At 35.5% G+C, this 19,750-nt stretch carries 23 protein-coding genes; 20 read left to right on the top strand and 3 right to left on the bottom strand.

All coding sequences use genetic code 11. The features are described 5' to 3' along the window. The first annotated feature begins 53 nt into the window (after positions 1-53). The gene (locus tag ER639_RS09645) at positions 54-1,241 is read left to right on the top strand and encodes a M20 family metallopeptidase (RefSeq protein ID WP_129065581.1); all 1,188 of its coding nucleotides are present in this window, start codon (positions 54-56) and stop codon (positions 1,239-1,241) included. Beyond that, on the top strand, positions 1,234-2,424 hold the full coding sequence (gene ldmS / locus ER639_RS09640; RefSeq protein WP_129065580.1) for an L-aspartate--L-methionine ligase LdmS: 1,191 nt from the start codon (positions 1,234-1,236) through the stop codon (positions 2,422-2,424). Before ER639_RS09645 ends, ldmS begins: the two co-directional genes overlap by 8 nt. Before the next feature lie 6 nt (positions 2,425-2,430). Here ldmS and ER639_RS09635 read toward each other — a convergent pair whose 3' ends face one another. Both ER639_RS09635 and coaW read right to left on the bottom strand, forming a co-directional pair. Continuing rightward, the gene (locus tag ER639_RS09635; RefSeq protein ID WP_129065579.1) at positions 2,431-3,048 is read right to left on the bottom strand and encodes a pentapeptide repeat-containing protein; all 618 of its coding nucleotides are present in this window, start codon (positions 3,046-3,048) and stop codon (positions 2,431-2,433) included. Further along, a complete protein-coding gene (gene coaW / locus ER639_RS09630; RefSeq protein WP_129065578.1) occupies positions 3,038-3,850 on the bottom strand; it encodes a type II pantothenate kinase in 813 nt (270 codons plus the stop codon). Before coaW ends, ER639_RS09635 begins: the two co-directional genes overlap by 11 nt. A 72-nt stretch (positions 3,851-3,922) precedes the next feature. Here coaW and ER639_RS09625 point away from each other — a divergent pair, with 72 nt between their 5' ends. The 4 genes from ER639_RS09625 to ER639_RS09610 all read left to right on the top strand — a co-directional run bounded on the left by ER639_RS09625 (position 3,923) and on the right by ER639_RS09610 (position 7,488). Continuing rightward, positions 3,923-4,288: a VOC family protein gene (locus ER639_RS09625; RefSeq protein ID WP_129065577.1), complete on the top strand. Its 366-nt coding sequence runs from the start codon at positions 3,923-3,925 to the stop codon at positions 4,286-4,288. A gap of 68 nt (positions 4,289-4,356) precedes the next feature. Beyond that, complete coding sequence (locus ER639_RS09620) at positions 4,357-5,163, top strand: GNAT family N-acetyltransferase (protein ID WP_129065576.1); 807 nt, start codon at positions 4,357-4,359, stop codon at positions 5,161-5,163. A 70-nt stretch (positions 5,164-5,233) separates the two neighbouring features. Next, the gene (gene rpoE / locus ER639_RS09615) at positions 5,234-5,764 is read left to right on the top strand and encodes a DNA-directed RNA polymerase subunit delta (RefSeq protein WP_129065575.1); all 531 of its coding nucleotides are present in this window, start codon (positions 5,234-5,236) and stop codon (positions 5,762-5,764) included. 128 nt (positions 5,765-5,892) lie between these two features. Beyond that, positions 5,893-7,488: a CTP synthase gene (locus ER639_RS09610; protein ID WP_129065574.1), complete on the top strand. Its 1,596-nt coding sequence runs from the start codon at positions 5,893-5,895 to the stop codon at positions 7,486-7,488. A 410-nt stretch (positions 7,489-7,898) separates the two neighbouring features. On the opposite strand, the gene ER639_RS09605 is transcribed toward ER639_RS09610, so the two are convergent. After that, on the bottom strand, positions 7,899-8,393 hold the full coding sequence (locus tag ER639_RS09605; RefSeq protein ID WP_129065573.1) for a DUF2529 family protein: 495 nt from the start codon (positions 8,391-8,393) through the stop codon (positions 7,899-7,901). A gap of 54 nt (positions 8,394-8,447) precedes the next feature. Between ER639_RS09605 and ER639_RS09600 the strand changes: the two genes are divergently transcribed. From ER639_RS09600 to ER639_RS09535, 14 genes are all read left to right on the top strand, one after another. Next, positions 8,448-8,801: a response regulator gene (locus ER639_RS09600; protein WP_129065572.1), complete on the top strand. Its 354-nt coding sequence runs from the start codon at positions 8,448-8,450 to the stop codon at positions 8,799-8,801. An 84-nt stretch (positions 8,802-8,885) separates the two neighbouring features. Beyond that, a complete protein-coding gene (fdaB, locus tag ER639_RS09595; RefSeq protein ID WP_129065571.1) occupies positions 8,886-9,743 on the top strand; it encodes a class IIb fructose-bisphosphate aldolase FdaB in 858 nt (285 codons plus the stop codon). A 183-nt stretch (positions 9,744-9,926) separates the two neighbouring features. Beyond that, the gene (locus ER639_RS09590; RefSeq protein WP_129065570.1) at positions 9,927-11,186 is read left to right on the top strand and encodes a UDP-N-acetylglucosamine 1-carboxyvinyltransferase; all 1,260 of its coding nucleotides are present in this window, start codon (positions 9,927-9,929) and stop codon (positions 11,184-11,186) included. Positions 11,187-11,274: 88 nt separating this feature from the next. Further along, positions 11,275-11,604 (top strand): winged helix-turn-helix transcriptional regulator, encoded by a 330-nt coding sequence (locus ER639_RS09585; RefSeq protein WP_129065569.1) that lies wholly within the window; start codon positions 11,275-11,277, stop codon positions 11,602-11,604. Positions 11,605-11,706: 102 nt separating this feature from the next. Continuing rightward, on the top strand, positions 11,707-12,684 hold the full coding sequence (gene glpX, locus ER639_RS09580; protein ID WP_129065568.1) for a class II fructose-bisphosphatase: 978 nt from the start codon (positions 11,707-11,709) through the stop codon (positions 12,682-12,684). Between the two features lie 153 nt (positions 12,685-12,837). Next, on the top strand, positions 12,838-14,154 hold the full coding sequence (gene rho, locus ER639_RS09575) for a transcription termination factor Rho (protein ID WP_129065567.1): 1,317 nt from the start codon (positions 12,838-12,840) through the stop codon (positions 14,152-14,154). A 110-nt stretch (positions 14,155-14,264) separates the two neighbouring features. Beyond that, positions 14,265-14,522 carry a type B 50S ribosomal protein L31 gene (locus ER639_RS09570; protein ID WP_129065566.1) on the top strand — a complete coding sequence of 86 codons (258 nt, stop codon included), beginning with the start codon at positions 14,265-14,267 and terminating at the stop codon, positions 14,520-14,522. Positions 14,523-14,629: 107 nt separating this feature from the next. Further along, positions 14,630-15,205 (top strand): thymidine kinase, encoded by a 576-nt coding sequence (locus tag ER639_RS09565; protein ID WP_129065565.1) that lies wholly within the window; start codon positions 14,630-14,632, stop codon positions 15,203-15,205. 17 nt (positions 15,206-15,222) lie between these two features. Then, positions 15,223-16,299 carry a peptide chain release factor 1 gene (gene prfA, locus ER639_RS09560; protein ID WP_129065564.1) on the top strand — a complete coding sequence of 359 codons (1,077 nt, stop codon included), beginning with the start codon at positions 15,223-15,225 and terminating at the stop codon, positions 16,297-16,299. After that, positions 16,283-17,128 carry a peptide chain release factor N(5)-glutamine methyltransferase gene (gene prmC, locus ER639_RS09555; RefSeq protein WP_129065563.1) on the top strand — a complete coding sequence of 282 codons (846 nt, stop codon included), beginning with the start codon at positions 16,283-16,285 and terminating at the stop codon, positions 17,126-17,128. The genes prfA and prmC overlap by 17 nt, the downstream gene beginning before the upstream one ends. 89 nt (positions 17,129-17,217) lie before the next feature. After that, positions 17,218-18,219: an L-threonylcarbamoyladenylate synthase gene (locus ER639_RS09550; protein WP_129065562.1), complete on the top strand. Its 1,002-nt coding sequence runs from the start codon at positions 17,218-17,220 to the stop codon at positions 18,217-18,219. Positions 18,220-18,226: 7 nt separating this feature from the next. Next, positions 18,227-18,652, top strand: a complete 426-nt coding sequence (locus tag ER639_RS09545; protein WP_129065561.1) for a low molecular weight protein arginine phosphatase — start codon at positions 18,227-18,229, stop codon at positions 18,650-18,652. Positions 18,653-18,751: 99 nt separating this feature from the next. Beyond that, positions 18,752-19,198: a ribose 5-phosphate isomerase B gene (gene rpiB / locus ER639_RS09540; protein ID WP_129065560.1), complete on the top strand. Its 447-nt coding sequence runs from the start codon at positions 18,752-18,754 to the stop codon at positions 19,196-19,198. Further along, positions 19,191-19,739: a TIGR01440 family protein gene (locus ER639_RS09535; RefSeq protein ID WP_240664031.1), complete on the top strand. Its 549-nt coding sequence runs from the start codon at positions 19,191-19,193 to the stop codon at positions 19,737-19,739. Before rpiB ends, ER639_RS09535 begins: the two co-directional genes overlap by 8 nt. The last annotated feature ends 11 nt before the right edge of the window (positions 19,740-19,750 follow it).

Below are 19,750 nucleotides of genomic sequence, written 5' to 3'. Positions count from 1 at the left end.
AAGACATCACTTATCTTTTAAGTGGTGTCTTTTTTAATATAAGGAGGATGTTTATGACTTTAGAACAACGTGTGATTCAATATATCAACCAAAATCAAAAAGTTTACCAAAATATTAGCCATCAAATTCATGCACACCCGGAGCTTGGGAATGAAGAATTTTTTGCTTCTAGAACTTTATCTAAGCAATTAGAAAAAGAAGGATTTCAAGTTGAACGAGACATTCATGGCCATGAAACAGGATTTATTGCAACGTATGATTCAGGAGAGCCAGGTGCCAATATCGCATTTTTAGCAGAATACGATGCGCTACCTGAAATTGGACATGCTTGTGGACACAATATTATTGGTACGAGTAGTGTACTTGCTGGTATCGCACTGAAACAAGTGATTGATGAAACAGGTGGTGTGATTCGTGTGTTTGGTTGTCCAGCAGAAGAAGGTGGCGTTAACGGGAGTGCGAAAGCCACGTATGCCAAAAATGGTGTCTTTGATTCAAGTGATGTTGCTTTAATGATTCACCCTGGTCATGAGTCCTATCGAACAGTGCCGACACTTGCGGTAGATGTATTTGAAGTAGAATTTTTCGGCAAAAGTGCCCACGCTTCTGAGAATGCACATAATGGTATTAACGCACTCGATGCGATGATCAGCTTCTTTAATGGTATTAGTCAATTGCGTCAACATATTAAAAAGACAGATAAAGTACATGGTATTATTTTAGAAGGTGGCGCAAGTGCGAATATTGTTCCAGAGTACACAAAGGCGAGATTTTATACACGTAGTATTTCAAGAAAAGACTTAAACATTTTAACCGGTAAAGTCGACCGTGTGGCACAAGGAGCGAGTATTACTGCAGGTGCGACATATAAATTAACACATATTCAAAATGGCGTAAATGAATTTATTCGAAATGATTTATTAGACGACTTGTTTGAGCGTCATGCAAAAATGCATGATGAAGTTATTTTACACGATGATTTTGGTTTCGGATCAACGGATACAGGGAATGTAAGTCATATCATACCGACCATTCATCCACATATTAAAATTGGACCTTCAACATTGGTCGGTCATACTTATGAATTTGAACAAGCGGCAAAAAGTCCACACGGTGACCATGGATTGTTCCAAGGTGCAAAAATCATGTCGACAATGGCGCTAGAACTGTTAAAAGATTCAGCACAATTAGAAGAAATTAAGGCGTTACACAAGATATTAAAGGAGCAAGTATATGGCTAAACTGAATTTGAAGTTGAATTTATTAGAATTATACGGAGACAAAGTTGTATATTCATCAAGACCGTCTTATGAATACAATCCGTGGTTACAACCTGAAACGCATCAATCAAACTTACTTACTTCACGTGAGTTACTTATTGCATCACCATTGCCAGTTATTGTGCATGAAGCGACAGTGACAGATAAAATTAAACAACTTTTTGATGCTGTGAATATCGATATGCCAAATCATTATTTGACATATGAAACAAAGGCAGATTATGAAAATGTACTTAAGACTTGTGTTGAAGAGGGAAAACAATTGTACTTCCAATATCCACATGGTGAAGGATTAGTGCCAGAAGGAAGCTATGCAGTGGATAGACAATTATTTTTAGATTTAAATAATAAAACATTGCTTTCAAAATGGACAGGAGGCAAATATTTGCCGCATCGAGAAGTGATTGAAAAAGCCAAATTAGAAAGTGTTTTAGCTCAATTTGATTATCCTTATGTGATCAAACCAGGTGGTGAGCATCCAACTGCTGGTGGTTATGGTGTGATGATTTGTTATAACGATGAAGATAAACATAAGAGTTTAGCAAGAATTCACGAAGACAATGAAACAGAGTTATTTATTGTAGAAGATTATATTCAAGCAGATAAAAATTACTGTGTACAATATGCGAGTGATGGGCAAACGATAGAATACATAGGTGCATCTCTACAAATCACTGAAAAATACGGTAAATATCGTGGTAATGAAATTGATCATGAAGTACCTGAGGCCATTATCGAAGCAGGACGTAATATTATGCAAAATGGTGTTGACGCAGGGTATAGAGGCATCGCGGGATTTGATTTATTAACCGATGAAACAGGTGCAATTTATGCGATTGATTTAAATTTTAGACAAAACGGTTCAACTTCATTGTTATTATTAGAAGATTATTTAAATGGGGATTATAAAAATTTCTTAGCTTACTATTCAGAAGGTGATAATGAAGCGTTCTTTAACACAATATTAGAAGCGGTAAAGCATGGCATATTGTTTCCATTGAGTTATTACGATGGTGATTACAAAGAGAAAAATGAATTTCCATCAAGATTTATTGGTATTTGGCATGGAGATTATAAAACGATAGAACAGTTTAAAAAGGCATTAGAAGAAAAAATTAAGTCTGGAAATAAAGAAAAGGCGTGAGCATGCTCACGCCTTTATTTTTATACCGAAGAGTTCAATAATATCTTGTGCTTGATAAGGGTTTAGAATAACACCTTTTAAATCATCCGGTTGTACAGTAATGCCTTCGATGTCACTATCGGATAAGTCAACGTCTAAAAGCGATGTTTCGACTAAGTTTAATTGCTTTAAGCTGCTTTTTTGTATTTGCCATGATTTTGTCGTTGTTTGAAAAAAGTAGCCTTCTTTTGCAGTAATCGATTTAAAAGTCATGCCATCTAACTGACATAATGCAAAGTTAAAATAATCTAATTTACATTCTTCAAAGAGTACAGCCTTTAAATGCATTTGATCTAGTGAGAAGCCAATCATCTGACATTGATTAAAATGAACACGTCTTAAACTGGCATCTTGAATAATACAATTTGATAGAGTACATTGTTCAAAAATGCAATCTGTAATATGTAAAGTTTGCTCGAATGGTTCAAAGGTACATTGTGTAAACTTTAATGTATCGAGTTCCTTTAAGTCTTCTTCTATAAATATTTCGCAATTGATGTAATGTATTTGATAATCATCTCGTGATAAGTAAACTTTGGTATCTTCAATCGTTTCAGTAGGTTGACATTTCGGTTTAGGCTTCATCCATTAATCCTAACGTGCCTAACGCACCTGAATATTCACCATTTGGAATAAAGTGTGGTTTGAAGTTTCGAAGTACCGTATAGTTCATCACGATATCACGAAGTAAATCATTGTTTAAGAAACTTGATCCGATATAGACAACATACTCTGCACCGAATTCGCGTGCTGCGTGAATAGATACGGTTGTTACCGTTTCACCGACAACACCAAGGACTGCAGCGATTTTATCTGCATCAGAGAACTGATGAATGTCTTTATTGTGTAATACATTACCGAAGTTTGCAGCTGTTAATTCACCTGGTATCGGTGTTTTATCACCTTTATAAATGTGTTTCACTTTCAAATCGATAATGTCACGGTCACCTTGTTTGGCAAGTGATGTCAATTTGTCATAGTCTTCAATGCCAGTTAATAAATAACTTAAACCTTGCATCATACCGCCACCAGCACCTGTACCACCAGCACGAATTTGCGTGTCGCCATTTACAAAGTGGATTGAAGTGCCTGTCCCAACATTAGAGAAGACAAACTTGTCAATCGATTTCCCTTGCTCTAATAAAAATGTTTGAATCCCTTTAAACGTTGCATCAAACTCGATCGATTGAAATGCTTGTTGTGGAATTAAACTTTGTAAATAAGTAGCTTTACCACCAGTAAGAGCAACTTGTGCATCAGGATATGCTTTTAACCATTCTGCAACTTTTTCAATTTCAGTAGACTTATATTTTTTGAATGTTCTTTCATTATTTTCGATTTGGACGATTTTTATTAATGTACCGCCAGCATCGATACCGATTTTCATATATATACCTCATTTGTATTTTATGCTATTATACTACTACAAAGACTTAAGAATTTAAAGGAGCATTCTCACATGAAACAGTTAAGCCCATTCATTATTACAGACAATGTGACAAAAGCTTTAGAAAGCTATCAACATGCATTTGGTGGTGAAATTAAAATATTAAATGAACACCAAGGTAATGTGTTACACGGTGAACTGCATGTGAATGATACCATTGCCATTCATGTATCTAGTAATTATGGTAAGCCATTTTCAAACGAAAACGTTCATATCGTAATGACGTTTGATACTTTAGAAGAAGAGCAAACTGCATTTGAAAAATTATGCGAATTTGGTTCTGTAAAAATGCCATTAGAGAAAACATTCTTCGGTTCAATGCACGGACATGTATTGGATGAATTAGGCGTTACATGGTTATTTAATTATTTTTTCTAACACTTCATTATTGAAGTGTTTTTTATTTTGAACTTTTGGGTATTATCTAAAAAAAGGAGAGGTAGACTATGTTTAAAACATCAGAGATTACAATTGACCAGTATAATGAGAAGTACCGTAAAAGTTTAGAAGCATTTGAATTAGATGAGCGTCAAAAAATTTATTCGTCATTACCTTTAGAAGTATTAGACGAAGGTTTAATGGATCCGAATCGTAGACCGTGTGTTGTGTTGAATGATAATGAAGATGTCGTAGGATTTTTTGTGTTGCATCAATATTATCAACATGAAGGTTATGATACGCCTGTAAATGCGGTTTATGTGAGAAGTTTATCTGTTAATAATAAGTTTCAAGGGAATGGTTATGGTACTGAAATCATGATGCATATTCCTGAATTTGTTCAAACGGTATTTAAAGATTTTGATCATTTATTTTTAGTAGTAGATGCAGAAAACCAAGGGGCTTGGAATGTGTATGAACGTGCTGGTTTCTTGCATTTAGCAACGAATCCAAATGGACCGATTGGTAAAGAACGTTTGTATTATTTAGATTTAGATAAAAATTACGTATCACTATTAAGACTTGTTGAAGGCAACGATATTGATTTAGTATTGGATGGTAAAACGATTGGCCACGCAGGTATACGTGAAATGGGAGATACAATTGAAATTGTATCATTAGATATTCATGAAAATCATGATGCTGTAAAAGAAAACTTTATTAGACAAATTGCGACGTATGTTAGAAAACATTATAAGGCAGTTAAAAAGATTGAAGTAAATGTAGAATCTAATATGGACGTGTATTTAAAGAACAATTTTGTAGCGATGGATGAAAGCAATAAAAATCGATTAACAAAATTAATTCGTTACTAATGTATTGCAGTTATTAACAATTCTTGATATGATTTAGTGTGATAATTGCGTTTATGAAAGGACGAATCTAATGAAAATTTCTGAGTACACTAAAGAAATGATGGACGAAAGTTCATTTATTGATATGGCTTATTTATATTTAACTGAAAAAGGTAAAGACGTTAATCTTTACGATATGATCGATGAATTTCAAACGATTGGTCAATACAAAGATGAAGAAATCGAAACACGTATTGTTCAATTCTATACAGATTTAAATACAGATGGCCGTTTCTTATCAACTGGCGAAAATTTATGGGGTTTACGCGACTGGTATTCAGTAGACGATATTGAAGAAAAAATCGCACCAACCGTTCAGAAATTTGAAGTTCTTGATGAAGAAGACGAAGATGATCCTAAATTAACTTTATTAGGTGAAGAAGAAGTGGATGATGAATTAGCCATCTTAGAAGACGAAGAAGATGAAGATTTAGCAGATCCAGAAGATGAAGATGTAGAAGATGAATTAGAAGAAGCAGGCCTAGTCGTTGAAGCAGATGAATTTGACGATGAAGACGAAGACGAAGACGATGACTTCGAAGATGAGGAAGAAGAACTATAATCTTTGTTGACATTTGATGAAAAAATGATTATTATTTTACTTGGGCTCCTTTAATTAGGACAACGTATAAATTTTACGCTCCCTTTGCAAACGCAAATGGAGCGTTTTTTATTTTTTAGGAGGTATTTATGACTAAATTTATTTTTGTAACAGGTGGGGTTGTATCATCACTTGGTAAAGGTATTACGGCTGCAAGTTTAGGAAGATTACTTAAAAACCGTGGATTAAATGTAACGATTCAAAAGTTTGATCCATATTTAAATGTAGATCCAGGTACAATGAGTCCATATCAACATGGTGAAGTATTTGTAACTGATGATGGTGCTGAAACGGACTTAGACTTAGGGCATTATGAGCGTTTTATTGATATCAATTTAAATCAATATTCAAACGTAACAGCAGGTCGCGTATATTCTCATGTATTAAAGAAAGAACGTCGTGGTGATTACTTAGGTGGAACAGTCCAAGTCATTCCACACATTACAAATGAAATTAAATCACGTCTTTTATTAGCTGGAGAATCAACAAAAGCTGATGTTGTCATCACTGAAATCGGTGGTACAACAGGGGATATAGAATCATTACCATTCTTAGAATCAATCCGCCAAATCAAAAGTGATTTAGGTCGTGAAAATGTTATGTACATTCACTGTACATTATTACCTTACATTAAGGCAGCTGGTGAAATGAAAACAAAACCAACTCAACACTCAGTGAAAGAGTTACGTGGTTTAGGTATTCAACCGGACATGATCGTTGTTCGTACTGAATATGAAATGACAGAAGATTTACGTGATAAAATTGCGTTATTCTGTGATATCGACAAAAATTCAGTAATTGAATGTCGTGATGCGGATACGTTATATCAAATTCCATTAGCATTACAAGAACAAAAAATGGATGACTTAGTCATTAAACGTTTAGGTTTAGAAGCTGAAGATCATGCTGAATTAACTGAGTGGACAAATTTACTTGAAACAGTACGTAACTTAGAAGGTAAAACACGTATTGCATTAGTAGGTAAATATGTTGCTTTACAAGATGCATACCTTTCAGTTGCAGAAGCGTTAAAACATGCAGGATATTACTACAAAAAAGACGTAGAAATTGACTGGATCAATTCAGAAGAATTAAACGTATCAAACTATAAAGAACGTTTGAAAGATCATGATGGTATATTAGTGCCAGGTGGATTTGGTGAACGTGGTATTGAAGGTAAAATTTTAGCAACACAATATGCACGTGAAAACAACATTCCATTCTTCGGTATTTGTTTAGGAATGCAACTTGCAACAGTTGAGTTTGCACGCAATGTTGTAGGATTAAAAGGCGCGCATTCAGCAGAACTTGATCCAAACACACCATATCCAGTAATCGCATTATTACCTGATCAAAAAGATGTAGTAGATTTAGGTGGTACATTACGTTTAGGATTATATCCATGTGAAGTACAAGAAGGTACTAAAGCATTTGAAGCTTATGGTGAAAAAACAGTACAAGAACGTCACCGTCATCGTTATGAATTCAATAACGAATTCCGTGAAATGTTAGAAAATAAAGGCTTAGTATTCTCAGGATTATCTCCAGATGGTCGTTTAGTTGAAATCGTAGAAATTCCAGAACATAAATGGTTTGTGGCTTGCCAATTCCATCCAGAATTCTTATCACGTCCAACACGCCCACAACAATTATTCCGTGAATTCATCGGCGCAACAATTTCATAATATAAATCCGCCTTTATGGCGGATTTTTTGTTTTTTGAGGTGTATGTTTGGTGGATATGCAGGATATGTTTGATATGTTTGATATGTTTGTGCGAGTGGCTAGTATCGGTGAAATACTAGCCAGTCACGCATAAAAACAGCCCAAAATGGAACTGAGTGGCTAGTATCGGTGAAATACTAGCCAGTCACGCATAAAAACAGCCCAAAATGGAATTGAGTGGCTAGTATCGGTGAAATACTAGCCAGTCACACAAAAAAACAGCCCAAAATCGTACTGAGTGGCTAGTATCGAGCAAATACTAGCCAGTCAATCGCAATAAAAAACAAAAAAATAGCTGAGCAGCTAGTATCACTCAAATACTAGCTACTCAGCCATAAAAAAAGACCCAATTCAATCCTATAAAAACCTATTATGCTTCATCCAACATTTCTTTCATATTAGCATAAATGACATAATAAATATAATTCATTGCCATTGCATGTGGTGTGATGATTCTTGAGAAATCTTCACTTGGTACGATTGCACGTGGTGTTGAAAGGTCAATGAAATTCATGCTTTGAATGTTTTCATGAGCATTACAAATTAAGACGTAATCAATATCTGAAACTTCTAATGCTGTTACGAATTCTACAACATCTTCATTATAAGTTTCAGCCATCACAATCACGCGATCTGTTTTATCGACAACTGTATCTGTAATCCAAACTTTGCTGTCAGGTAGTGATTCGTTACTATTTACAATATATTCTTCTAAGTACTTTAAATCACCAAAGCCTTTTACCCAAATGTTTCCTTCACCTACAACAGCTTGTGCGAGTAGTCGACTTGCGATGTCTAATTCTACTTCTTGCGCATCTATTTTTTTGAAGATACCATTAAGTTGCGTATTAAAAATTTTAAGCATAAGTACACCTTCCATAATGTAATTATAATCATATTAACATAAAGGAGAAAGCCTTTGAAAATTTTAATTATTGATGATGAAATAAATATTCGCTTACTATTAACAGAAATCTTTAAACTTGTAGAATATGAAACGAAAGAGGCAAGTAATGGTCAAATGGGTCTTGAATTGTTAGAGCAAGATACATTTGATTTGATAATTTTAGACCAGCGTATGCCGGTCATGAATGGAGAAGTAACTTTAGCGAAAATTAGAGAAAAATTTGATGTACCTGTCATTATGATTTCTGCATTTCAAACGAAAGCAGAAGTTGATCAATTATTAGCCCTTGGAGCGAACGAAGTGGTAATGAAACCGTTTGATATACAAGAATTGCTAAAGATTGTGAAAAACTACACAAATTCTTGAGTGTAATCAAATGCAAACAATAAAATTAAGTGGTATAATCATGTTATAAAAATTGTGCAAAAGCACACAAGGAGGATATTATCCATGCCATTAGTTTCAATGAAAGAAATGTTAATCAAAGCAAAAGAAGAAGGTTATGCAGTAGGTCAGTATAACTTAAACAACCTTGAGTTCACACAAGCAATTTTAGGTGCATCTCAAGAAGAAAACGCACCAGTTATTTTAGGTGTATCTGAAGGTGCAGCAAAATACATGGGTGGATTCTTCACTGTTGTTAAAATGGTAGAAGGTTTAATGGAAGATATGAAAATCACTGTTCCAGTTGCAATCCATTTAGACCATGGTTCAAGCTTTGAAAACTGTAAAGCAGCGATTGATGCTGGTTTCACTTCAGTTATGATCGATGCTTCTCATCATTCATTTGAAGAAAACGTTGCAATCACTAAACAAGTTGTTGAATATGCACACGCAAAAGGTGTTTCTGTTGAAGCGGAATTAGGTCGCGTTGGTGGACAAGAAGACGACGTTGTTTCTGACGGTGTTGTTTATGCTGATGCAGCTGAATGTAAAGAGTTAGTTGAAAAAACTGGTATCGACTGTTTAGCGCCAGCTTTAGGTTCAGTTCACGGTCCTTACAAAGGTGAACCAAACTTAGGATTCAAAGAAATGGAAGAAATCGGTAAAGAAACTGGTTTACCATTAGTATTACACGGTGGTACTGGTATCCCAACGAAAGATATTGTTAAATCAATTTCTTTAGGAACAGCTAAAATCAACGTTAACACTGAAAACCAAATCGCATCTGCGAAAGCGGTTCGTGAAACGTTAGCAGCGAACACTGAAGTTTACGATCCACGTAAATATTTAGGACCAGCTCGTGAAGCAATTAAAGCGACAGTTAAAGGTAAAATCCAAGAATTTGGTACTTCAAACAAAGCTTAATTTTCTGAATATAATAAAAGTCCATCGATTTCATTTTCGATGGGCTTTTTTTCTTGACTATAAATGTCGTGTAGCTTATATTTAACTTCATGATTTCTTTTTGCAATGTTAAATTATTTTAGTTTATAATGGGTATATATTATATAGTTATTTTTAATGGAAAAAAGTTAAAGGAGTACAGACATGTCTCAAGAAGTAATAAAAATTAGAGGTGGCAACCCACTTAAAGGGAAAGTTACAATTAGTGGTGCTAAAAATAGTGCTGTTGCATTAATTCCTGCAACATTAATGGCTAACTCAAAAGTAACTTTAGAAGGGTTACCAGAAATTTCAGACGTTAAGACTTTAATGAGTCTTTTAGAAGATTTAAATATTACAACTACATTGGTTGAAGGTGATGTTTTGGAAGTGGATCCTTCAAACGCAGTGAATAAACCACTACCAAACCACAAAGTTCAATCATTACGTGCTTCTTACTATATGATGGGTGCTATGTTAGGTAAATTTAAAAAGGTGATTATCGGATTACCGGGTGGATGTCCATTAGGACCTCGCCCAATTGACCAACATATTAAAGGTTTTGAAGCGTTAGGTGCTAAAGTTACTGAAGAAGCAGATGGTATGCATTTAGTTGCTGAAGAGCTTGTTGGTGCAAAAATCTTTTTAGATGTTGTCAGCGTAGGTGCAACAATTAACATTATGTTAGCAGCTTCTATGGCAAAAGGTAAAACGGTGATTGAAAACGCAGCTAAAGAACCTGAAATTGTTGATGTTGCGACTTTATTAAATAAAATGGGTGCGAAAATCCGTGGTGCAGGTACAGATACATTAAAAATTGAAGGTGTTGAAACGTTACACGGTACAACACATGCAATTATTCCTGACCGTATTGAAGCGGGAACATATATGTGTGCTGCTGCAATGATGGGTGATGAAGTGAAAGTTGAGAACATCATTCCATTACACATGGAGCCATTAACAGCGAAATTAAAAGAAATTGGTGTAGACGTTGAATTGTATGAAGATTATGCGATTATTCGTCGCCCAAAAACATATGCACCAGTCACAATTACGACGAATGTATATCCTGGTTTTGCGACAGACTTACAACAACCTTTCACACCATTATTATTCTTATCAAATGGGACATCTACTATTATCGATACGATTTATCCTGAACGTTTTAGACACGTTGCTGAATTACAAAAGATGCAAGGTGATATTACAGAAGGTAAAGGATTTGCATCGATTTCACATTCAAAACTTAAAGGTGCTGAAGTTGCAGCATCGGATTTAAGAGCGGGTGCTTGTTTAGTTATTGCTGGACTTGCAGCTGAAGGTGTAACAACAGTATTTAATATTAAACATATTGATCGTGGGTACTCTGGTATTGTTGAAAAGTTAAAAGCTTTAGGCGCAGATATTTGGAGAGAAACGATATAAAACAGTCTTCGGACTGTTTTTTAATTATAAAAATTATACCTTGATATATTTTTTATATCGGAGTATACTGACATTAGAGGTGATGATTATGGAAATTTGTCCATATTTAGAAGAAACATTTAAGATCCTCGGGAGAAGTTGGAATGGTCTATTGATCAATTATTTATCACGATCAGAGGGGCATGCAGCGCACTTTTCAGATATTAAACGTGATTTAAAATCCATTACACCGCGTGCTTTAAGTTTAAAGCTCGCTGAGTTATCTGAGTGGGGATTGGTCGAGAAAAAAGTGATCTCAACAACGCCACTATCGATTAAATATATTTTAACTGATAAAGGTTATGCATTGTCTCAAGCAATGATACCAATTGAACATTGGGCTCAAGAACATCTCGAGCTAAAAGACGACGCAATTTAGTCGTCTTTTTTTCATGTATAGAAATAAAAACAAATAATACACCAAAGTGCTAAATGTGTTATACTATTTAAGAAAAATACTAAGATCCAAAGGAGAATGAAGATGGAACGTAGTTTGTCAATGGAATTGGTGCGTGTAACAGAAGCGGCAGCATTAAAAAGTGCGCGCTGGGTAGGTAAAGGTTTAAAAAATGAAGCAGATGATGCAGCGACAACAGCAATGCGTCAAGTGTTTGATACGATTCCAATGGATGGTGTAGTCGTTATTGGTGAAGGTGAGATGGACGAAGCACCGATGTTATATATTGGCGAAGAATTAGGTACGAAAGAAGGCCCACAAATTGATATCGCAGTCGATCCTTTAGAGGGGACAACATTAGTTGCTGAAGGTTCTTGGAATGCGATGACGGTATTGGCAGTAGGGGATAGAGGTACGTTATTACATGCACCAGATATGTACATGGAAAAGATTGCAGTAGGTCCTGAATGTAAAGGTGTTGTAGATATTTCTAAATCAGTTACTGAAAACTTACACGCAGTTGCTAAAGCGAAAGGTAAAGATATTACAGATGTGACAGCGACTTTATTAAATCGTGAACGTCACCAAGGTATCATTAAAGAGATTCGTGAAGCAGGTGCACGTATTAAATTAATTGAACATGGAGACGTTGCCGGTGCAATTAATACCGCGTTTGATTTTACAGGTGTAGATATTTTATTTGGTTCAGGTGGTGCGCCTGAGGGTGTCATCGCTGCTGTAGGTATTAAAGCGTTAGGTGGGGATTTCCAAGGTATTTTATTACCTGAAGATGCTGAACAAGAAGAACGTTGCCGTAAGATGGGTATCGAACCAAATACCGTATTACAGTTAGATGATATGGTTAAAGGTGATGACGCAATCTTTGCCGCAACTGCTGTAACTGACGGTGAATTAATGAAAGGTGTTCAATTCAAAGGTGGATACGCTGAAACACATTCATTAGTTATGCGTGCGAAATCTGGTACTGTACGATTTGTGCAAGGACGTCATAGCCTTGAAAAGAAACCGGGTTTAGTCATTGGTGAAAGTGATCAAATTTAATAAAATTGTGTAAAAGACTGGATATCCAGTCTTTTACTTTGTTATTTTATAGAATCGTGATAAACTATCTATTGTTTCCTCAAATATTCTCCACTCAAAAATATTCTCAAACTATTTTCAAAATATAAATTCAATCAGATAGAGGTGGCTTAATTGGCAGAACGTGAACGAACGAGTCCACAATATGAATCATTTAATGATTTATACAAAAATTACAATACAAAAGCTTTAACATTAAGAGCGAAAGAACTTGGTTTAATTAATTATAGTAAATTAAATAAAAAAGAATTAGTGCTTGCCATTATGGAAAAACAAATGGAGAACGATGGCAATTACTACATGGAAGGTATATTAGATGACATTCAACCCGATGGTTATGGTTTTTTAAGAACAGTTAACTATTCAAAGGGTGAGAAAGACATTTATATTTCTGCCAGTCAAATACGTCGTTTTGAAATCAAAAAAGGCGATAAAGTAACAGGGAAAGTACGTAAACCAAAGGAAAACGAAAAATATTATGGCTTATTACAAGTAGATTTTGTGAATGACCAAAATGCGGAAGAAGTGAAAAAACGCCCTCACTTCCAAGCGTTGACACCATTATATCCTGATACACGTATTCGTTTAGAAACTACAAAGACTAACTATTCTACACGTATTATGGACCTTGTATCACCGATAGGTTTTGGGCAACGTGGTATGATTGTTGCACCACCAAAAGCAGGTAAAACATCATTACTTAAAGAAATTGCGACAGCAATTTGTACGAATCATCCAGAAGCGAAATTATTTATTTTACTTGTAGGCGAACGTCCTGAAGAGGTAACCGATTTAGAACGTTCTGTTGAGCAAGCTGAAGTAGTACATTCAACGTTTGATGAGCCACCTGAACATCATGTTAAAGTAGCTGAATTGTTATTAGAACGTGCAAAACGACTTGTTGAATTAGGTCAAGATGTTATTATTTTAATGGATTCAATCACACGCTTAGCACGTGCGTATAACTTAGTGATTCCACCAAGTGGGCGTACATTATCGGGTGGTTTAGATCCTGCAAGTTTACATAAACCGAAAGCATTCTTTGGTGCAGCACGTAATATTGAAGCGGGTGGCAGTTTAACGATTCTTTCTACAGCGCTTGTAGACACAGGTAGCCGAATGGATGATATGATTTATGAAGAGTTTAAAGGGACTGGTAATATGGAATTAACGTTAGACAGAAAATTAGCTGAAAAACGTATTTTCCCTGCGATTGATATTCGCCGTAGTTCTACACGTAAAGAAGAATTGCTATACGATAAGAAAGAACTTGAAATGGTTTGGCAGCTTAGAAATTTATTTACGGATGCCCCTGATTTTACTGAGCGTTTCTTACGTCTCATTAAACAAAGTGACTCTAATGAAGCGTTCTTTGATGAACTACGTGATCGCATGGTACAGTCTGCAAAAACAGGTAAACCAATCATCTAAAAAAGTATTGCTTTTTAAATCATAAACTGATATAGTATGTAAGTATTGACGTGGAAATATCCACGAATAAACTCTGTTCCAGATGGTTCAGGGCAAAGGAGCTGAAAATAATGAAACCAGGAATTCACCCAGAATACCGTAAAGTAATTTTCATGGATTCAACTACTGAATTCAAATTCTTAAGCGGTTCTACTCGTACTTCAAACGAAACTATGACATGGGAAGATGGTAACGAATACCCAGTAATTCGTTTAGATATCTCATCTGATTCACACCCATTCTACACAGGACGTCAAAAATTCGCTGCAGCGGATGGTCGTGTGGAACGTTTCAACAAAAAGTTCGGATTCAAATCTGCAAACAATTAAGAACTTATCAGAGTACAAGACTTTTGTCTTGTACTCTTTTTTTGTCTCAAAATATAATGATTTTGTGGTATAATAAAGCGATTATGCTTTAAAAGGTGGTTTATGAAATGTATGAAAACTATCATGCAGGTTGGATAGAATGTATTACTGGGAGCATGTTCTCAGGTAAAAGTGAAGAGTTAATTAGACGTTTACGTCGTGGTTTATATGCTAAACAAAATGTGATTGTCTTTAAACCAGAAATTGATAACCGTTATTCTGAACAAGAAGTAGTGAGTCATAATGGTACTGCAATTGAAGCAATTAACGTGAAAGACTCAAGCGAGATATTAGACCATGTGAAAGAGTCACATGATATCATTGCTATTGATGAAGTGCAATTTTTTGATAATGGTATCGTGGAAGTGGCAACAAAGTTAGCTGAAGCAGGACATAGAGTGATTGTTGCTGGATTAGATATGGATTTCAGATGTGTGCCATTTGAACCCGTTCCTGAATTGATGGCAGTAGCAGAACATGTGACCAAATTACAAGCTGTATGTGCAGTTTGCGGAGCGCCAGCAAGTAGAACGCAACGCTTAATCGATGGTGTGCCAGCAAAATTCGATGACCCGATTATATTAGTGGGTGCTAAGGAAAGTTACGAACCACGTTGTCGTGAACATCACGTCGTAAGAAAATAAAATTAAAGGAGCCTATTATGTTTGATCAATTAGATATCGTAGAAGAACGTTACGAACAATTAAATGAATTATTAAGTGATCCAGATGTTGTAAGTGATAGTGATAAATTAAGAAAGTATTCTAAAGAACAATCAGATTTACAAAAAACTGTAGACGTATATCGTGAGTACAAATCAGTGAAAGAGCAGTTAGAAGATGCTTTAGAAATGTTAAAAGAAACAAATGATCCAGAAGAAGAGGCAATGATTAAAGAAGAAATGAATGAATTAAAGCCTCAAATCCCAGAATTAGAAGAGCAATTGAAATTATTATTGATCCCTAAAGATCCTATGGATGAGAAAAACGTTGTTATGGAGATTCGTGGTGCTGCAGGTGGAGACGAAGCGAATATCTTTGCTGGAGATTTATTCCGTATGTATTCTAAATACGCTGAAATGCAAGGTTGGAAAATTGAAATCAACGAAATGACGGAAGCAGACCATGGTGGTTTCAAAGACATCAGTTTTACAATTATGGGTTCAGGTGCATACAGTAAGTTGAAGTTTGAAAATGGAGCTCACCGTGTTCAACGTATCCCAACAACAGAAAGTGGTGGACGTATCCATACATCAACGGCTACAGTTGCGGTATTACCTGAAGTAGAAGATGTTGAAATTGAGATTCGTCAAGAAGACTTAAAGATTGATACATACCGTTCATCAGGTTCGGGTGGTCAGCACGTTAATACGACAGACTCAGCTGTACGTATTACCCACTTACCAACAGGAATTGTTGCCACGTCATCTGAAAAGTCACAAATTCAAAACCGTGAAAAAGCATTAAAATTATTAAAAATCCGTGTATACGACAAAATGATGCAAGAAGAACGTGCGAAATACGATGAGCAACGTAAATCAGCAGTGGGTACAGGTGACCGTTCTGAACGTATTCGTACATATAACTATCCACAAAACCGTGTAACCGACCACCGTATTGGTTTAACGATTCAAAAGTTAGATCAAATTATGGAAGGTAAAGTTTCAGAAGTGATTGAAGCTTTAATCATTGCAGAACAAACAAGTAAATTAGAAGCGATGAATGATGGACAGCTATAAACTAAGTGATGTACTAACATATGGAACGAAGACATTGAGAGAAAATGACCAACCAGAGATTGGTGCGCGTTTTCTTTTAATGGATTTGTTTTCTTTGTCACAAATGGATATTGTCATGAATGAAAAAAAGCTTTCACAATCCCAGTGGCTATTGTATCAATCAGGAATTGAAAGACTTTGTGAAAATGAGCCGTTATCACACATTATAGGGTGGCAATATTTTTATGGTGAACGATTTAAAGTAACACCTGATACATTAACACCAAGACCAGAAACGGAACATTTAATCGATGTTGTTAAATCTCATTTAAAGCGTGGCGATGTGGTTGCTGATATTGGTACAGGTACAGGGATCATTGCGATTACTTTAGCTAAACTTGAAGCGATTACTATGTATGCTGTGGATATTAGTGAGCATGCTTTGGTTGTTGCAAATGAAAATGCAGATACACATCAAGCGAATGTCACTTTTTTGCAAGGCGATTTGTTGCAACCTTTGATTGAACAACAAATCAAATTAGATGTGTTAGTCAGCAATCCACCTTATATCGCTGAAAGTGAGCGACATTTAATGAATGCTCAGGCTTTACAGTTTGATCCTCACATCGCATTGTTTGCTGAAGATGAAGGTCTTGCATTGTACAAACGTATGATTGAAGATTTAAAATATGTGATGAAGCCAAATGCTTTAGTGGCTTTTGAAATCGGTCATGCACAAAGTGAAGCCTTAATGAAATTTATTCATGTGTATTATCCAAATGTAAAAGTAAATGTTGAACAAGATATAAATCAATTAGACCGAGTATTATGGTTTCATTGGTGTGAATAAGTTATGCACAAAGTATTTGGAGTTATCCACAGAATGTGTATAACTTTTTTGCTATCATGTCATTTACAGTAAGAGAGAGGGTGAAGGCTATGGAAACGCATGTTTGGGATGTGCGTAACTATGTGGATGACTTATCCACATATCCACAGATTGATGAAATTATAAATGCATTAAAGGCCAATGAAGTCGTTGGTATTCCAACTGAAACGGTTTATGGTTTAGCTGGTAATGCGATGAGTGATGAAGCTGTGGATAAAATCTTTAAAGCAAAAGGAAGACCAAGTGACAATCCGTTAATTGTGCATATATATGAGCAAGAACAAATTCATTCATTTGCACAAATTCCAAATCAAACGACAGATATGTTAATGGATGCATTTTGGCCAGGACCAATTTCATTTATTTTACCTATGAAAAAAGATGTATTATCACAATTGTCTTTTGGCCAAATGGATACCGTTGCAGTAAGAATGCCTAGTGATAAAGTGGCGAGACAATTACTTAAATTATCGTATTTGCCAATTGCGGCGCCATCTGCAAATACGAGCGGAAAACCATCGCCAACACATGCTGAGCATGTGATTAATGATTTAGATGGTAAAATATTTGGTGTAGTGGTCAGTGATCCTGTGGAAGTAGGGATTGAGAGTACTGTGATTGATTGTACGAGTTACCCGTTTAAAATTGCTAGGCCAGGTGCCATTACACAATCGATGATAGAGTCGATTGTTCCTGGATGTATCGTGCCATTTAATTATGATTTAAAACAACCGATTGCACCAGGAATGAAATATCGTCATTACGCACCTGAAGCACAATTGATTAAAGTAGCACCTTTTGAAACGTTTCAGTTACAAGCAGATGAAGCGATGATTGCACCTGTTAGTGAACATCATAAAGTGAATGGTGCTGTATTTCCTTTAGGTCAAACTTATGCTGATATTACAGGGGCGATGAGAGATTTATATCACAGTTTAAGAAGTGCTGATCAACAAGAAGACATTAAAGTGATTTATATCACGGATTTTGAAGAAACAGATGAAAGCATGGCGCTATTAAATCGTATGAATAAAGCTGTTTCAGGAAAGTAGGGAGTTTATGAAAGTATTATTCGTATGTACAGGTAATACTTGTCGTAGCCCAATGGCTGAAAGTATTGCTAAAAGTTTATCTCATGAACACGAATTTGCTTCAAGAGGCATTAGTGCAATGGATGGTGCAGAAACGTCAACTAATACATTAAAAGTGATTCAAACGTATGAATTGAAACCTGTATCGAATGCATCGTTGTTCACGCAAAATGACTTAGAATATGATTTAATTTTAACGATGACCGCATCGCATAAAAATTATGTCAAAGCTTTATTTCCAAATGATAAGACATACACTTTAATAGAATATGTTAACGGTGTGTCTCAAGATATTATGGACCCTTATGGTGGCAGTTATCCAATTTATGAAGCGACTTACTTTGAATTGAAACAACATATCGAAAAATTAATCGCCAAACTCAGTGAAAAATAAATTGTGAAAAAAATGCACCACTTTATCATATACGTATTGTTTTAACATGTATTTAAATACGTTATAATAAATATGTATCAAAAGATTGGGGGTAATGTTGTGAAAATTGCAATTGCAAGTGATCATGGTGGCTTTTTATACAAAGAAAAAATTAAAGCTTACTTAACTGAAGTCGGAATTGAATTTAAAGATTTTGGCCCTAGTGATGAAAATTCAGTAGACTATCCAGATTATGCAAAGCCAGTTGCCGAAAGTGTTGCAAATGGTACGTATGATCGTGGTATTTTAGTTTGTGGTACGGGTATTGGTATGAGCATTGCTGCCAATAAAGTTGACGGTATTCGTTGTGCACTTGTATCAGATGTATTTACTGCTGAAGTAACAAGACAACATAATAATTCTAATGTATTGGCTTTAGGTCAACGCGTGATTGGTGAAGGGTTAATGTTATTGATTGTTAAAACTTGGCTAAATAGCGAATTTGAAGGCGGTCGTCATCAAAATCGCATTGACAAAATTTCAGCAATTGAGTCTTGTAATGGATAATTTAACTATGATGCAACAAGATTTTGATCAACTGATGGAAGCGTTAAAGGAAATACAATTTTTTAAGCCAGGAGAATTGTGTGTCATCGGTTGTTCAACATCTGAAGTGCTCGGTCATAAAATAGGGACAGACAGTTCTATGGAAGTGGCACAATACTTTTATGAACAATTAATGAAAGTAAGCTTAGAAACTGGTGTAACATTCTGTTTCCAAGGTTGTGAGCACATCAACCGCGCAATAACCATTGAATCTGATGCATTAACTAAACTGCGTGATTATACAAAAGTAAATGTTAAACCTGTTCGTAAAGCGGGAGGCAGTATGAGTACATATGCATTTGAGCAAATGGTGAATCCTTGCGTGATTGAACATATACAAGTGGATTGCGGTATTGATATTGGTCAAACACTTATAGGTATGCATGTAAAGCATGTACAAGTACCAGTTAGAGTGCCGGTAAAACAAGTAGGTGAAGCGATTGTGACTTTATGTACACATCGAGATAAATTAATTGGCGGAAGTCGCGCACATTATCAATAAGGAGAGATTAT

The sequence above is a fragment of the Macrococcus sp. DPC7161 genome (assembly GCF_004117835.1).
In the GTDB taxonomy this organism is placed as follows: Bacteria; Bacillota; Bacilli; order Staphylococcales; family Staphylococcaceae; genus SDSC01.
This window is presented reverse-complemented; position numbering and strand designations above follow the sequence as displayed.

Excerpts from the sequence above, each read along its gene's own strand:
- ER639_RS09550 (WP_129065562.1), top strand. The coding sequence starts at position 17,218 with ATGGAAACGCATGTTTGGGATGTGCGTAACTATGTGGATGACTTATCC.
- ER639_RS09570 (WP_129065566.1), top strand. The coding sequence starts at position 14,265 with ATGAAACCAGGAATTCACCCAGAATACCGTAAAGTAATTTTCATGGAT.
- coaW (WP_129065578.1), bottom strand. The coding sequence starts at position 3,850 with ATGAAAATCGGTATCGATGCTGGCGGTACATTAATAAAAATCGTCCAA.
- fdaB (WP_129065571.1), top strand. The coding sequence starts at position 8,886 with ATGCCATTAGTTTCAATGAAAGAAATGTTAATCAAAGCAAAAGAAGAA.
- glpX (WP_129065568.1), top strand. The coding sequence starts at position 11,707 with ATGGAACGTAGTTTGTCAATGGAATTGGTGCGTGTAACAGAAGCGGCA.
- prfA (WP_129065564.1), top strand. The coding sequence starts at position 15,223 with ATGTTTGATCAATTAGATATCGTAGAAGAACGTTACGAACAATTAAAT.
- ldmS (WP_129065580.1), top strand. The coding sequence starts at position 1,234 with ATGGCTAAACTGAATTTGAAGTTGAATTTATTAGAATTATACGGAGAC.
- rpoE (WP_129065575.1), top strand. The coding sequence starts at position 5,234 with ATGAAAATTTCTGAGTACACTAAAGAAATGATGGACGAAAGTTCATTT.
- ER639_RS09545 (WP_129065561.1), top strand. The coding sequence starts at position 18,227 with ATGAAAGTATTATTCGTATGTACAGGTAATACTTGTCGTAGCCCAATG.
- ER639_RS09620 (WP_129065576.1), top strand. The coding sequence starts at position 4,357 with ATGTTTAAAACATCAGAGATTACAATTGACCAGTATAATGAGAAGTAC.
- ER639_RS09585 (WP_129065569.1), top strand. The coding sequence starts at position 11,275 with ATGGAAATTTGTCCATATTTAGAAGAAACATTTAAGATCCTCGGGAGA.
- ER639_RS09635 (WP_129065579.1), bottom strand. The coding sequence starts at position 3,048 with ATGAAGCCTAAACCGAAATGTCAACCTACTGAAACGATTGAAGATACC.
- ER639_RS09605 (WP_129065573.1), bottom strand. The coding sequence starts at position 8,393 with ATGCTTAAAATTTTTAATACGCAACTTAATGGTATCTTCAAAAAAATA.
- ER639_RS09610 (WP_129065574.1), top strand. The coding sequence starts at position 5,893 with ATGACTAAATTTATTTTTGTAACAGGTGGGGTTGTATCATCACTTGGT.
- ER639_RS09625 (WP_129065577.1), top strand. The coding sequence starts at position 3,923 with ATGAAACAGTTAAGCCCATTCATTATTACAGACAATGTGACAAAAGCT.
- ER639_RS09565 (WP_129065565.1), top strand. The coding sequence starts at position 14,630 with ATGTATGAAAACTATCATGCAGGTTGGATAGAATGTATTACTGGGAGC.
- ER639_RS09645 (WP_129065581.1), top strand. The coding sequence starts at position 54 with ATGACTTTAGAACAACGTGTGATTCAATATATCAACCAAAATCAAAAA.
- ER639_RS09590 (WP_129065570.1), top strand. The coding sequence starts at position 9,927 with ATGTCTCAAGAAGTAATAAAAATTAGAGGTGGCAACCCACTTAAAGGG.
- prmC (WP_129065563.1), top strand. The coding sequence starts at position 16,283 with ATGATGGACAGCTATAAACTAAGTGATGTACTAACATATGGAACGAAG.
- ER639_RS09535 (WP_240664031.1), top strand. The coding sequence starts at position 19,191 with ATGGATAATTTAACTATGATGCAACAAGATTTTGATCAACTGATGGAA.